Consider the following 13743-nt stretch of genomic DNA (forward strand, 5'->3'; position numbering starts at 1 on the left):
TCCCCTTTTCTTCGTCCGTACACGGGTCAGGACGCGGGCTGCTCCACCTTCGTCGCGGACTCGCCGTCCACGGCCGTCGCCAGTTGCGGCACCAGCCGCTGGACCACGTACGGCAGGCTGAGGACCGTACCGAAGGACGTGGCGCTGCCGTAGTCGCCGGTCTCCTCGACGTAGACCTCGCGGCCCTCGGCGACCACCTTCAGATCCTTGTACGAGGCGTCCTTGTGCAGCTTGTCGGAGTCCTTGGTGACATCGCCGACGATCCACACGATCGCGTCCTGGTCGAGCAGGTCGGTGCGCTCCTTGCTGATGTTCGCACCGAACTGGTCCCCGATCACCTTGTCCAGGTCACCGGGGAGGCTGAAGCCGAGGTCGGTGAGGAGCCGCGAGCGGGGGTCCTGGCTGCCGAACACGAAGATGCCCTCGTACGGCGTCGCCATCAGAGCGCTCTTCCCCTTGAACTCGGGGTGCTCCTTGACGGCCGCCGCGATGCTCTCCTCGGTCTTCTCGACCGCCGCGGCCGCCTCCTGGGGCTCCCCGAGTGCCTTGCCTATGGTCTTTGTCTGCTCCTGCCACGGCACGCCGAAGTCGTTGTACTGCTTCGGCTGGGCCACGACCGGCGCGAACTTGGACAGCGACTCGTACTGCTCCTTGGTGAGCCCGCCGTACACCGAAAGGATCAGGTCCGGCTTGAGCGCGGCGATCTTCTCCACCTGCGGTCCGGTGCCGGTGTCCTTGAGGACGGTGGGTGCCTTGCCCCCGCCCAGCTTGTCGGACGCCCAGGGGCCGATGGCACCCTTGTAGCCGCCCAGCCATTCGGTGGTGCCGACCGGCACCTTGCCGAGGGCGAGGACCGAGTCCTGGTCGGTGAGGCCGACGGTGACGATCCGCTTCGGCTCGGACTTGATCGTCGTGGAGCCGTACTTGTGCGCGATCGTGACCGGGAAGGCGGACTTCCCGGAGGCGTCGGCCTTCGAGCCGGCGTTCGACGAGCCGGAGTCCTTGTCGTCACTGCCGCAGGCCGCGGCGGTGGCGAGGATGACAAGGGCGGAGGCGAGGGCGGCGGCCGTCCGTGGCACTCTGCGGAAGCGGGGCATCGGTGGTCCTTAGTTTCAGGATTCCTGTTGAACCGGGCGGTGGTTGTGGGGGAGTGGGGGCTAGGAACGGGTGTCGGACCACGCCTGCCAGAGGGCCGCGTACGGCCCCTGGGCGACTCGTAGTTCGTCGTGCGTTCCGGTCTCGACGACGCGGCCGCTCTCCATGACGACGATGCGGTCCGCGGTCGCTGCCTGGCTGAGGCGGTGGGCGACGATCAGCGCGGTCCGTCCGTCCAGGGCACGGGCCACGGCCTTCTCCAGATCGCGGGCACCGGCGCTGCCCGCCTCGGCGGTGGCCTCGTCCAGGATCACCAGGGGCGGATCGGCCAGGACCAGCCGGGCCAGCGCCAGCGCCTGCGTACGGGCGCCGCTCAGCCGGTGACCGCCGTCGCCGACCACGGTGTCCAGGCCGTCGGGCAGGTCCTCGGCCCAGTCCAACGCGTCCACGGAGTGGAGTGCGGCGCGCAGTTCGTCGTCGGTGGCGTCCGGGCGGGCGAGGCGGAGGTCGTCGGCCAGGGGGCCTGCGAAGACATGCGTCTCCTGGGTGAGCAGGGCGATCGTCCGGCCCGCGGTGCCCGGTCCGAGCTCGGCCGGGGGAACGGCGCCGACCAGGACGGTGCCCTCGGTGGGCTGCTGGATGCCCGCGACGAGCCGGGCCAGGGTGGTCTTCCCCGCCCCACTGGCACCGACGAGCGCGACCCGCTCCCCGTGGCGGATCGTCAGATCGATGTCGCGCAGCACCGGGTGACCGGGCCGGTAGGCGTGGCTCAGCCCGCGCACGGTGACCTCCGCGTCGCCGGTTGCCGCCGGGCGGGCCGGCTCTGCGGGCGGCGGCTGGTCGGTGACCCCGACGAGCCGCGCCAGGCCCGCCATGGCCGACTGGGCGTCGTCCAGCAGTACGAGGGCCGCGTTGACGGGCGTGAACAGGCTGTGGAAGTACAGGGCCGCCGCGGTCGCCGTACCGACGGACGCCGCACCCCGGCCGACCAGCCAGCAGCCGGTGACGAGGACGGCCGCGAGCCCGATGTACTCGGCGATGTGCAGACGGCTGTAGAAGCCGAGCACGAGCCGGACCCCGCGCATCATCAGCGCCACCAGGGACCGGGACCGCTCGGCGACGTGCTCGGTGTGCTCCCGCTCCAGCCGGAACGCCCGCACTGTCGAGCTGCCCCCGACGGTGTCGAGCAGCTGCTGCTGCTGTGCGCTGCCCGCCACCCGCTGCTGGGCGTAGAGGGGTACGGCACGGCTGGCGTACCAGCGCGCGGTGGCCGCCTGCACGGGCACCGCCAGCAGCGCGGCCAGCAGGAACCGCCAGTCGAGCAGCGCCAGCGCCCCCAGGGTGAGGACGATGGTCAGCAGGGACCGGGCCAGCTCGGGCAGGGCCCCGCGCACGGCCTCCGCGATGAGCGACACGTCGGCGGTGACCCGGGCGGTCAGGTCTCCGGCACCGGCCTTCTCGACCCGTTCCAGGGGCAGGCCCAGCGCCCGTTCGACGAACTTCTCGCGCAGCCTGGCCAGTGTCGTCTCGCCGAGCCGGGAGATCAGGGACAGCCCGAGCCCGGTGGTGACGCCCTGTGCCACGGCGACGGCCACCAGCAGCGCGGCCGTGGTGGTGACCGCGTCGGCGGACCCGTGGTCGGCGGCCAGGTCGACGATCCGGCCCAGCAGCGGCTGCACCAGCAGGCCGACGGCGGTGGAGCCGACCATCACGGCGAACGCGGTCAGGGCCAGGCGCCGCTGTGGGCGCAGCAGTTGGGCGACCACGGCACGGGTGCGGGCGGGTGTGGCGACGGGGAGCAGCGTGGGCACACCCCTGTCGGCGGCTGCGGTACCGGTTGTGGTGCCGGCGTCCGCCGGGGACGGATTCCGGGATCCGGACCGCTGCTCGGCCCGTGCCCCGGGGACGGGGCCGCGGCGGGTATCGGGGACGGGGCCGGCTTCGGTCAGGGGTTGCGGCTGCGACTCGGTCATGCGAGGACCGCCGTACGGTAGGCGGCGCACTCGTGGACGAGCTGTTCATGGCCGCCTGCCGCGGCGGTCCGGCCGCCGTCGAGGAGGACGACCCGGTCGGCGACGGCGAGGAGCGCGGGGCTGTTGGTCACCAGCACGGTGGTGCGGCCTTCGCGCACCTCCTTGATCCCGGTGGCGATGCGGACCTCCGTGACGGCGTCGACGGCCGTGGTGGGTTCGTGCAGGACGAGGACCGGGGCGTCGGCGGCGAGCGCCCTTGCCAGGGCGACCCGTTGCCGCTGGCCGCCGGAGAGCGAGCGCCCGCGCGCGGTGACGGCCGCGTCGGCGCCGTCGGGCAGGGTGCGAACGACCTCGTCCGTCGCGGACGCGGTGAGTACGGCGGTGACCCGCGCGGAGCGGTCGGCGCGGGCGCCGGAGGGTGCCGCGGCGGTGACGTTCTCCAGGAGGGTGCCCTCGAACAGGTCCGCGTCGTGCTCGGCGACGAGGAGCGCGGCGCGCACCTCGGCCAGGCCCAGCGCGGTGAGTTCCGTACCGTCCAGTTCGACGGCTCCGGCGTCGGGGTCGCAGAGGCGGCCGAGGCAGCGCAGCAGCGCCGATGCGTCGGCGGGGTCGGTGGTGACGATGCCGACCGTCTCACCGGCGGCGATGTCGAGATCGAGGCCACGCAGGGTCTCGTGCGACAGGCCGCGCAGCCGCAGTGGCAGGCCCGGCGGGCCCGGTCGGCCGTCGGCCCGGAGCGGGACGGTGCGTCCGGACGACGGTCCGGGGGACACCGCCCTGTCGGCGTCGAGGACGTCGGCGATCCGGGCGGCGGAGGCACGGCCCTGGGCCAGCTCGGCGTTGACCCAGGAGAACTCGGACAGCGGGCCGATGAGGAAGAGGGCGAGCGCGACGGAGGAGACGAGTTCGCCGATGCCGATGTCGCCGTCTGCCGCGAGCCGCCCGCCCACGAGTGCCACCAGGGCCAGGAGCACACCGGTCAGGATGGTCACGACCGCGTTCTGCCAGGCCTCGGCCCGGGCCGCGCGCAAGGTGGCCGTCAGCGACTGCCCGCTGATACGCCGGTAGCGGTGGACGGCCGCGGGCTCGGCACCGATGCCCTTGAGTACCCGCAGTCCCGCCACGAGGTCCGCCGCCACACCCGAGGCCATGGCGGCCTGCTCCTGTTCGGTCTCGCTGCGCCGCTCCAGGGGCTTGCTCAGCAGATGGCCGAGCCACAGCAGCAAGGGGGTGCCCAGCAGGACGAGCAGACCGAGCGGAAAAGACACGCGCAGCAGTACGACGGCGCCGACCGCCAGTCCGGTCGCTGACGCGATGCCGACGATCAACGCCATTGTGACGGCGCCGACCCGTTTGGCGTCCTCCGTCGCGATGTTGGCCAGCTCGCCGGGCAACCGGCCTTCCTCCGCCCCGCCTTCGGGCGCCAGGACGCGACCGATCACCTTGGTCCTGAGGCGGTGTGCGGCGGTCAGGGAAGCGCGTTCACCCGCGCGCGCACTGCCGCGGAAGCTGAAGGAGAGGCCCACGTAGACGGCCGCCAGGATCCCGAGCCACAACAGGAGCCCCGGAACGTCGCCGTCCACGACCCCCTCGTCGATGGCCAGACCGATGAGCACCGGCACCAGGGCCTCGCCCGTCTGGTGGCCCATGCCCAGGACTGCTCCCAGTGCCACATCACGGCGCTGTTCACGCACGGCGCGTCGCAGAACCCTCCGGCCGCGCGGGTCCGCCTTGCTCACGCATTCCTCCGGACCGGTGGTTCACAACATGGGGAAGCCCAGCTCGCGTACTTAGGTAAGGCTAACTTCAATTCCTGTCCTTGACCACCCCCTTGGCGGGGCGAGGACGCGGCCGGGGTGAGTGATGGGTCCGTGGCCCGGGTGCCTGCCGAAGCTCCCTTATAAGGTGAACCTTACTTGTGCATCCCGGGCCCGGGGAACGGCTGTTCGCCGGGAAGGACTCGAAGGAGTTGCTCTTGCTGTCCACGCGGATCACCAACGCCCGCATCATCACGATGGACCCGGCCCGCCCTGTCGCCCGCGAACTCGGGATCTGGCGCGGACGCATCGTCGGCCTGGACGAGGAAGTGGCAGGACTTCCCGCACGACGGACCCGCGACCTGGACGGCGCCGTGGTGCTCCCCGGCTTCATCGACAGCCATGTACACCTGACATGGGCGGGGCTGAAGGCGTCGGCGCCCAGTGTTGCCCCGAGCACACGCGCGGACGACGTGCTGCGGGTTGTGGGTGACGCGGTGGCCCGGGTGCCGGCCGACGCCTGGGTGGACTTCGGCGGCTACGACCAGCGCACCCTGGACCGCCCGCTGACGGCACGGGACCTGGACGCCGTCAGTCTCGGGCGCAAGGTGTACCTGGGTCACATCTCCGGCCACGCCTGCCTGGTGAACACCGCGGTCCTGGAGCGGCTGCCCGCGGACACACCCCACGTCGACGGCTTCCTCGTCGAGGGGGCGATGGGCGCGGCGCTCGAGGTCAGGCCCCCTCACTCGCTCGCCGAACTGGCCGCGGCGATCGAACACGCCGCCCGCGTATGCCGCTCCGAAGGGGTGACGGCCTGCGTCGAGGCGGGTGTCGGCGGACGGCTCTTCGGGCGTACCCCCATCGAGGCCGCGGCCTACCAACTCGCCCACGAAACGGGCAGGCTGCCGATACGGGTCCAGCTCATGGCCGCGGCCGACGCCCTCGGCCCGGTGAGCACCGCGCCGGAGGACACCACGAACAGGGCCCTGAGCCTGGGCCTGCGTACGGGATTCGGTGGCGGCGCGCTCTCCCTGGGCGCACTCAAGGTATTCACCGACGGCGGCATGATGGCGCGTACGGCCGCACTGACCGGCCCCTACGACGGAACCGATACCTGCGGCCAACTGCAGGACGAGCGGCAGGTGTTGGAGGACACCATCGTGGAGGGGCACATCGCGGGCTGGCAGCTCGCGATCCACGCCATCGGCGACCGGGCCGTCGATGTTGCCCTCGATGCTCTGGAGAAGGCGCAGAAACTCAGCCCCCGCCCGGAAGCACGCCACCGCGTCGAGCACGCTGGCCTCGTCCGCCCCGACCAACTGCCCCGGCTGGCGGCCCTCGGGGTGACCGTCGTGGTCCAGCCGAACTTCCTGCGTTACTACGGGGACGACTACGCCACCGTCATGGGGCAGGACCGGGCGGACTGGCTCTACCGGGGCCGCGGCTTCCTCGACCACGGTGTACGCCTCGTCGCCAGCTCCGACCGTCCCGTCGCCGACGGAGCGCCCTTGCGGGCCGTCCAGTTCATGGTCGAACGCCTCTCGCAGTCGGGACGGACCATCGGCGGCGCGGAGGCGATCGGAGTCGAGGAAGCCCTGCGCGCCTACACCACCGAGGCGGCCCGTGCCTGCCACTGGGAATCCGACGCGGGCAGCCTCACCGCCGGCAAGCGCGCGGACCTGGTAATGCTCGGGGACGACCCCCGCCGGGTGGACGTGTCCAGGATCGGGGACATCGAAGTTGTGGGGACCTGGCTGGAGGGCGATGACGAGTGGTGAGCCGGGGGCCGCGCGATGCCGGCCATCCTTGCTGGACGGCGATGTGGCGCGCAAATTTAGGTAAGGCTAACCTTCTCTCGGTGTCCCCGGTGGCACGCGGCGACGGAGCCGCCCACCGTGTACGTCGGCGCCGCAAGGAAAGGGAAGCCGTGACCACGGCCACTTCGCGCCATGCCCCCACCTCTGCGCACGCGGCATTCCTCGTACGCCCCGCGCACCGCAGGGACGCGAGAGCTCTCGCGTCCCTGTCCCGGCCGTTCGTGCGGTCGGGGGCTCTGCGTGAGCGCCCTCTCTCCCTCTATGCCTCGGACGCGGCCGACTTCCTGGTCGTGGAGGCTCCCGGCGGGGTCCTGGGTGGCTGTCTGGGGCTGCGCGTGCACCCCGCCGACCCGGCGTGCGGGCGTGCACCGACGGGCGTTCTGTACAACTTCTGCGTGGCGCCCGGCAGTCAGGGCCAAGGGCTGGGTGGTCTGCTCCTGCGCGCTGCGCTGGCCAGGGCGAAGTCCCATTCTCTGGAGGCCCTGTTCACCGCGACGACAGGGGGTGGGGACCTCTTCCTCCGCTTCGGCTTCGTCCCGGCCGGTGTGCGCCCGGCACCGGAGTCCTGGGTGAACTCCCTCGACCCCAAGAGGAATTCACGGGTCCTGGCCTGCGCCCTGTGACCGCCGAGGGCCCGGCGGTGCCGGAGTCTGCTTCACGGCCGTGTTCCTTCGGCGCGTCGTGGCGCTCGTCCCCGACGGGCCGAAGGGTCAGGACGTGGCCGCGGGGTGCGCGGATTCCTCCTCCTGGTCCGGGACCACGGTGGTGCCGGACCCGTCACCGGAGAAGATGCCTTGCAATACCGAGTGCGGCACCCGGCCGTCCAGTACGTGTGCGCTGCGCACACCGGCCCGCACGGCTCGCAGGCACCCCTCCATCTTGGGGAGCATCCCGCTCGTCAACCCCGGCTGCAACTCGCTCAACTGACTTGCTGTCAGGCGTCCGATCACCTCGGTGCTGTGCGGCCAGTCGAGGTAGAGCCCCTCGACATCGGTCAACATGACCAGCTTCTCCGCGTCGAGGGCGACGGCCAGCGCCGCCGCTGCGAGGTCGGCGTTGATGTTGTAGACCTGTCCGTCCGTCCCCCGCGCCACGGGAGAGACCACCGGGATGCGGCCCTGCTCCTGCAAGGCCCGCACGGTGTCCGGGTCCACCTCGGTGATGTCGCCGACCAGCCCGATGTCCACGGGCTCGCCGTCCACCCATGCCTGGCGCCGCACGGCGGTCATGGTGTGCGCGTCCTCGCCCGTCATCCCCACCGCCAACGGCCCATGAGCGTTGATGAGTCCCACCAACTCCCGCTGGACCCGGCCGGTCAGCACCATCCGGACCACGTCCATGACCTCGGGCGTCGTCACCCGAAGGCCCGCCTCGAAGCGGAACTCCAGATCGAGCCGGTCGAGCATGGCGTTGATCTGCGGACCGCCGCCGTGCACGACGACCGGGTGCACGCCCGCGTGCCACAGATCCACCACATCCTGGGCGAAGGTCCGCTTGAGCTCCTTGTCCACCATGGCGTTGCCGCCGAACTTGATGACGACGGTCCGGCCTCGGAGTTCCTCCAGTCGGGTCGACTCCGGGGCGAGCGTGCCCGCGTCCGTCCGTGGTGCGCCTCGCATCAGCTTGAGGGCCATGCCCTGCGAACCGCGTGCCACGGCGCTCCCCTTGATCGACACCCCAATAAGGTCAGGCTAACCTAAGTTCTAATGCGTGGCGAGAGGGAAGGCCGAGAGATGATCAAGACCTACCGGGATGACTGGGGTATTCCGCATCTCCGGGCGTCCGACGCTCTGCAACTGGCCTTCGGACAGGGCGAGAACGCCGCGTCGGACCGGGCCTGGCAGATCGAGGTGGAGCGGCACCGCTCCCAGGGCACCACCGCCGCGTCCCTCGGCGCGGATGCCGTCCCCGGAGTCCCCGGTATCGCCCACTTCGGTCACACCGGAACCGTTGCCTGGGCGATCACCAACGCCATGTCCGATTACCACGACCTGTACCGGGAGCGGCTGCGCCGCGTGGACGGCCGCATCGAGGCGCTGGGTCCCGACGGGTGGCGGCAGGCCGACCACCACCGGGAGAACATCGAGGTCGCGGAAGGCGAACCGGTCGGCATCGATGTGATCGAGACGGAGCGCGGCCCGGTCATCATCGACTGCCTCGAAGACGCGCCCGGTCCGGACACGGAACCGACCGTCGTCGCGGGAGGGATCAGTCTGCGCTACCCGCCGCGCGTCACCGCGGACCTCGGCTTCGACGTGATACCCGCCCTGCTCCGGGCCCGTACCGTCCAGGACGTGGACCGCGCGCTCGATCGCTGGATCGAGCCGGTCAACGTCGTGCACGCCGCCGACTCGTCCGGAGGGCTGCTGCACCGGGTGGCCGGACACGTACCCACCCGCCATCGTGACAACTGGCTGCGGTTCGTGCCCGCCTGGCAGCAAGGGCACGACTGGCACGGGCGCCACGACACGCCCCGTGCCGAGGTCGACGGCATCGCCGTGATGGCGAACGCCCGAGGCCTTGCCGGCCCGCTCGGCGTGGAGTTCGCGCCGCCGCACCGGGCCGACCGTATCGAAGCACTGCTGCGGGAGTCGCTGGACTGGACGGCCCCGGACCTGACGGCCATCCACATGGACACTCATCTCAAGGCGGCGGGGCCGCTCCTGGAACAGGTGGTGCTGCTGGATGATCTCGACCCGGATGCCGAGCGGCTGAGGGAGCGTCTGCTGTCCTGGGACCGCCATATGCGGGCCGACAGCATCGCCGCGGCGGACTACGCTCGCCTGCGCTCGGCCGTCACCCGCCGGCTCGCGGCCGCCCCGCAGCTGAAGGTCCTTGCCGAGCCTCTGCCGTATCCCGACGTGTTCGAACCCTGGCTGAGTCTCACCTCGAAGGTCGCCTTCGCGCTGGAGACCCTGCTGACCACCGACCGGCTTCCCGGCCTCGACGTCCGGGGAATCGTACGTACCGCCTGGCCGAGGCCGCGGCCGAGGAACCCGTGCCATGGGGCGAACTCCGCCGTCTCGCCCCCTGCCGTGTTCTCCCGGCCGTCAGCGCCGATACGTGGCCCGGACTGGGAGGTGACCATGACTGCGTACTGGCCACTTCAAGCGCACCCGGTGTCACCGACCTCAGCGCACGCGGCCCGTCCGCCCGGTACGTCTGGGACCTGTCCCGCCGCGAGAACAGCCTCTGGATCGTCCCTCTGGGCGCCCGCGGAATCCCGGGGGACGCGCACCACCGCGACCAGTTTCCCCCTGTGGCTTCGCGGCGAACTCGCCCCCGTCGTCACCGATTTCGCTCGACTCACCGAAGAGGGGAGCGGTCGGTGAGAAGGAACGGCCGGTGACACCGGTCCTGCGATGAACGGCTCTCCGTCCTCGTGCGGGCTTGCGGCTAATCTGAGCGGCCATGAACCGCAGACAGCAGAAGAAACTGTCGAGACGTCTCGTCGGGGCCGCGATGTCCGGCGATACCGCCCGCGTCGGCGCACTCCTGCGGGAGGGAGCCCATCCCGACGCGTCCGACGCTGACGGCACGACTCCTCTGTACGCGGCAGCGGTCCAGGGAGCCGCCGACACCGTCCGCTGCCTGCTGGCAGCCGGAGCCTCTCCCGACACCGAAAGCGGCCACGGCGCAGAGGGTACGCCGCTGTGCGCGGCCGCCTGCTGGGGCCACACCGAGACGGTTCGGGCACTCCTTGCCCACGGCGCCGACCCGGACCTGCGCGAAGACCACGGGACGGGCCACTCCCCGCTCGACTGGGCGACGAAGGGCCCCCATCCGGAGACAGCCGCCGCACTTCTCGCCGCAGGAGCCCGCCGTACGGGCGGCACGTCACCGGTCCTGGGGACGGGAACCGCGATGAGCTAGAGCTTCGGCAGACGGAACCGCCCAGCCCGACGGGTCCGCGTCCCGCCGCGCACGTAGTGCCTCGGCAGGTATCCCGTACGGCCGCCGTCAACTCGCCGACTGGACCGCGACGGGCTCAGTGGTCTTCCACCGCCGCAGCCATGACGTATTCGCGGCGACAAGGTTGTGACCGCAGTTGCTGCAGACCTCGGCCCGGGTACTGACCTGACCGCACTCGCTGTGCACGATGGCCAGATGTCCTTCCGGGCCCGGAGCGGCGGTGTGCTTCTCGCCCCACACGGCAAGAGCGTTGAGGACCGGGAGCAGATCCGCCCCGGCCTCGGTCAGCAGATACTCGTGGTGCGTACGTTGTCTGCCGCGGTAGACCGAGCGGCGCAACAGCCCGGACTCGACCAGTTGGTGCAGCCTGCGGCTGAGGACGTTGTCCGCGACACGCAGCCGGGCGCGGAAGTCGTCGAACCGGCGTACGCCCACCATGGCCTCGCACATGATGCGCACGGCCCACGGGTCGCCCACGATGTTCACCGACCGCGCCACCGGACACGGATAGTTCGACCAGTCCTGGCGCTGGGGCATGGGAACCCGCCCTCCTTCTGTGCTTCCCGGAAGAGTGCTGGACATCATCATCTCCGTTCCAGGTCCTTGGCCACCTGCACCAGCCGGAGATGAGTCAAGTTTACTTGCTTAAAGAAAGTTAATAAGTTTAAGCTCGGACGATCAGAGCAAGGGCCTCCGATGGATCACCGGCTCGGTGTCCGTGGTCACGCCGCCGCCCTGACCGAACCGACAGCACGTCGCCGAACGACGCCTCTAGGACGAGCCTCATGACCGAGAACAGAGGCCAGTCCGCCGAACGGCAGCGGACCCATTCCTGGGAGGATCCACGGGCTGTCGCCGCGTGGGCCGACGGCAGATCGGGTCTTGAGATCCTGTCCGCCGTCGTCGAGGGCGCGATCGCACCGCCGCCCTTCGCCGGAATGCTGGGCGTGGACCTGATCAGCGTCTCCGAGGGGAGTGCCACCTTCGCGCTCACTCCCGCCGAACACCACTACAACACCCTCGGCACGGTGCACGGCGGTGTCCTGTCCACCCTGCTCGACTCGGCAGCCGGCTGCGCGGTTCACACGATGCTGCCGCCCGGCGACGCGTACACCAGCCTGGATCTGACGGTGAAGTTCCTGCGTCCCGTCAGCCTCCTGACCGGTCGGCTGACGTGCACGGGCTCGGTCGAGCACCTCGGCCGCAGGACCGCGCTCGCCCGGGCCGCCATTACCGACACGCAGGGGCAGTTGGTGGCCACGGCCCTCAGCAGCTGTCTGATCATGCGGGAGCAGAAGCCGGGCCCGGGGCTGCGGGGTGGTCCGCCGAATCCGTGACGTCCGTCCTCGGCGCCCACCTCGCCGACCCGTCGGCTCTCTGCAACCCCGACGTACTCTTCGCCGCCACCGGTCCCGAGGCTCGACGGCGAGGTGCTCGTCAACCTGACGCGGGGACATCCGGACAAATCCTCCACCCGAGGCCGCCTGCCGGCTGCGCTCCGCCCTCGGTCCATCTCGCGCGCACCGTCGTGCGCCGGTCCGAACGTTCGACCCGGATCGCTCTGGAGGAGCACGGCGAGCGGATGAACACGAGCACGGCGCGTCATGCCTGCCGGGGCCCCTGTGGATGTGATGCCACCCATAGGAGCTGGATCACATACTAGGGCGGGTAGGAGTGCCGGGGCTGTCCGAACCTCACGTAACCGGTCGTGATCGGTTCATTTCGGACATTACTCCGATGTTGGGTAGTACGTCACATTCTTGCCACGGGGTGGGTCCGCCGCTAACGATGGCTGTCGTTGCGGGACACCGCGACACCCCCCGGACAGGAGAGTTGCTTCCGTATGACCACGCAGACGCAGACCCGTATCAGCCGCATCGCCCGCCTCCGCAAGGTGACCGTCGCCGGCATAGCCACCGCCGGTGCCGCCGCCGCGGCGCTCACCATGGTCTCGACCTCCGCGCAGGCTGCCGAAGCGGCCCCGGCCGGTGTCGCCTCCGTGGCCAAGATCTCGACGGACGGCAGCCAGGGCGGCAAGGGCTACGCCAACAACCTCGACGGCTGGATCAAGGAATCCCTGGCCATCATGAAGGCCAAGGGCATCCCCGGCACCTACGAGGGCCTGCACCGCAACATCATGCGCGAGTCGAGCGGCAACCCCAACGCCCAGAACAACTGGGACATCAACGCCCAGAAGGGCACCCCCTCCAAGGGCCTCCTCCAGGTCATCCAGCCGACGTTCAACGCCTACCACGTCGCCGGAACCGCACACGACCTGACCAACCCCGTCTCCAACATCACCGCGGCCGCCAACTACGCCGCCCACCGCTACGGCTCCATCGACAACGTCAACTCCGCCTACTGATGCCGAAGCGCCCGGACCAGGGCCCCGGCCCGTTTCCGGTGGGCCGGGGTCCTGTGCCGATCGGTCAGTAGCCCCCATAGCCCCCGTAACCTCCGTAGCCCCAGTAGTCCTCGACGACCCGGAAGCTCCCACCCACTCCGAACGGGATGTACATGCCGCCTTCGACGCGCCGCGGGAACACGCCGTTGGTGGCGCCGTGAGGTCCGACGGTGGCGATGGGGGCACCGTTGTCGCAGGTCGCCCCGCTGAAGACCTCGACGGTCCTGCGGCTGTCGTTGTAGATGTTGAAGCTCGTGGAGCCGAGGCCGCTGACTGCGGTGATGCAGCCGCCGGGGTAGGCGGAGTACGTGCGCTCGTTGAAGTGGATCCTGCCTTCGTAGTAGCCCCGGCCGTAGTCGCCGCGACCGCCGCCGCCTCGGCCTTCGCCGCCGCCTCGACCCTCGTCACCTCGGCCGCCGCCGCCCCCTCCTTCGTCGCCACGGCCTTCGCCGTACCCGCGGCCCTCGTCGCCCCGGCCCTCGCCGGACCCTCGGCCCTCGTCGCCCTGGCCTTCGTCGCCCCGGCCCCCGTCGTTGCCACCGCTCCCGTTGCTATTTCCTGTGTCGCCCCTGTCGTCGGGGGTTGCGGCCGAAGCCGCAGCCGGGGGTGCGGCGGGGACGGCGGCGCGCTGGACGGTCGGGGCCGCCTGGGTGTGCTCGGTGGTCGCGGCCGAGGTGAAGGTGCTGCCGGTGGTGGTCAGGGCCGCGGCCGCCGCCATGGCGACGGTGATCGCGGTGGAACGTCTGGTCATGTCAGTTCTCCTGTTCAGGAGGGCCGGCTGA

The 13743-nt window shown here is 70.9% G+C and carries 11 protein-coding genes and 1 pseudogene; 6 read left to right on the forward strand and 6 right to left on the reverse strand.

Features of this window, described 5'->3' with window-relative positions; translation table 11 throughout:
- Positions 1-26 precede the first annotated feature (26 nt).
- The 3 genes from OG507_RS38225 to OG507_RS38235 are packed head-to-tail and all read right to left on the reverse strand — an operon-like array spanning position 27 to position 4807.
- Positions 27-1097: an iron-siderophore ABC transporter substrate-binding protein gene (locus OG507_RS38225; RefSeq protein ID WP_327371690.1), complete on the reverse strand. Its 1071-nt coding sequence runs from the start codon at positions 1095-1097 to the stop codon at positions 27-29.
- A gap of 60 nt (positions 1098-1157) precedes the next feature.
- Positions 1158-3068, reverse strand: coding sequence for an ABC transporter ATP-binding protein (locus OG507_RS38230; RefSeq protein WP_327371691.1), 1911 nt, complete (start codon positions 3066-3068; stop codon positions 1158-1160).
- Positions 3065-4807: an ABC transporter ATP-binding protein gene (locus OG507_RS38235; protein WP_327371692.1), complete on the reverse strand. Its 1743-nt coding sequence runs from the start codon at positions 4805-4807 to the stop codon at positions 3065-3067. The genes OG507_RS38230 and OG507_RS38235 overlap by 4 nt, the downstream gene beginning before the upstream one ends.
- 236 nt (positions 4808-5043) lie before the next feature.
- Here OG507_RS38235 and OG507_RS38240 point away from each other — a divergent pair, with 236 nt between their 5' ends.
- Both OG507_RS38240 and OG507_RS38245 read left to right on the forward strand, forming a co-directional pair.
- Positions 5044-6606 (forward strand): amidohydrolase, encoded by a 1563-nt coding sequence (locus OG507_RS38240; RefSeq protein WP_327371693.1) that lies wholly within the window; start codon positions 5044-5046, stop codon positions 6604-6606.
- Positions 6607-6755: 149 nt separating this feature from the next.
- A complete protein-coding gene (locus tag OG507_RS38245) occupies positions 6756-7268 on the forward strand; it encodes a GNAT family N-acetyltransferase (protein ID WP_327371694.1) in 513 nt (170 codons plus the stop codon).
- 87 nt (positions 7269-7355) lie between these two features.
- Here the strand turns inward: OG507_RS38245 and argB are convergent, their stop codons facing one another.
- Positions 7356-8264 (reverse strand): acetylglutamate kinase, encoded by a 909-nt coding sequence (gene argB / locus OG507_RS38250; RefSeq protein ID WP_442811131.1) that lies wholly within the window; start codon positions 8262-8264, stop codon positions 7356-7358.
- Positions 8265-8351: 87 nt separating this feature from the next.
- On the opposite strand from argB, the pseudogene OG507_RS38255 reads away from it, so the two are divergent.
- Positions 8352-9977 (forward strand): annotated as a pseudogene (locus OG507_RS38255) (penicillin acylase family protein).
- Positions 9978-10056: 79 nt separating this feature from the next.
- Entirely contained in the window at positions 10057-10518 is a 462-nt protein-coding gene (locus OG507_RS38260) for an ankyrin repeat domain-containing protein (RefSeq protein WP_327371695.1), read from the forward strand.
- A gap of 87 nt (positions 10519-10605) precedes the next feature.
- Here the strand turns inward: OG507_RS38260 and OG507_RS38265 are convergent, their stop codons facing one another.
- On the reverse strand, positions 10606-11094 hold the full coding sequence (locus OG507_RS38265; protein ID WP_327371696.1) for a winged helix-turn-helix transcriptional regulator: 489 nt from the start codon (positions 11092-11094) through the stop codon (positions 10606-10608).
- Positions 11095-11342: 248 nt separating this feature from the next.
- Between OG507_RS38265 and OG507_RS38270 the strand changes: the two genes are divergently transcribed.
- Together OG507_RS38270 and OG507_RS38275 are read left to right on the forward strand one after the other, a co-directional pair.
- Positions 11343-11894, forward strand: coding sequence for a PaaI family thioesterase (locus OG507_RS38270; RefSeq protein WP_327371697.1), 552 nt, complete (start codon positions 11343-11345; stop codon positions 11892-11894).
- A gap of 506 nt (positions 11895-12400) precedes the next feature.
- Positions 12401-12922: a transglycosylase SLT domain-containing protein gene (locus tag OG507_RS38275; protein WP_327371698.1), complete on the forward strand. Its 522-nt coding sequence runs from the start codon at positions 12401-12403 to the stop codon at positions 12920-12922.
- A gap of 64 nt (positions 12923-12986) precedes the next feature.
- On the opposite strand, the gene OG507_RS38280 is transcribed toward OG507_RS38275, so the two are convergent.
- Positions 12987-13712 (reverse strand): hypothetical protein, encoded by a 726-nt coding sequence (locus tag OG507_RS38280; RefSeq protein ID WP_327371699.1) that lies wholly within the window; start codon positions 13710-13712, stop codon positions 12987-12989.
- Positions 13713-13743 lie beyond the last annotated feature (31 nt).

The organism is Streptomyces sp. NBC_01217 (assembly GCF_035994185.1).
Taxonomy (GTDB): domain Bacteria; phylum Actinomycetota; class Actinomycetes; order Streptomycetales; family Streptomycetaceae; genus Streptomyces.

What these genes read in the sequence shown, in the direction of transcription:
- OG507_RS38225 (WP_327371690.1), bottom strand. Translation starts at nt 1,097, where the DNA reads ATGCCCCGCTTCCGCAGAGTGCCACGGACGGCCGCCGCCCTCGCCTCC.
- OG507_RS38230 (WP_327371691.1), bottom strand. Translation starts at nt 3,068, where the DNA reads ATGACCGAGTCGCAGCCGCAACCCCTGACCGAAGCCGGCCCCGTCCCC.
- argB (WP_442811131.1), bottom strand. Translation starts at nt 8,264, where the DNA reads ATGCGAGGCGCACCACGGACGGACGCGGGCACGCTCGCCCCGGAGTCG.
- OG507_RS38260 (WP_327371695.1), top strand. Translation starts at nt 10,057, where the DNA reads ATGAACCGCAGACAGCAGAAGAAACTGTCGAGACGTCTCGTCGGGGCC.
- OG507_RS38265 (WP_327371696.1), bottom strand. Translation starts at nt 11,094, where the DNA reads ATGCCCCAGCGCCAGGACTGGTCGAACTATCCGTGTCCGGTGGCGCGG.
- OG507_RS38270 (WP_327371697.1), top strand. Translation starts at nt 11,343, where the DNA reads ATGACCGAGAACAGAGGCCAGTCCGCCGAACGGCAGCGGACCCATTCC.
- OG507_RS38275 (WP_327371698.1), top strand. Translation starts at nt 12,401, where the DNA reads ATGACCACGCAGACGCAGACCCGTATCAGCCGCATCGCCCGCCTCCGC.
- OG507_RS38280 (WP_327371699.1), bottom strand. Translation starts at nt 13,712, where the DNA reads ATGACCAGACGTTCCACCGCGATCACCGTCGCCATGGCGGCGGCCGCG.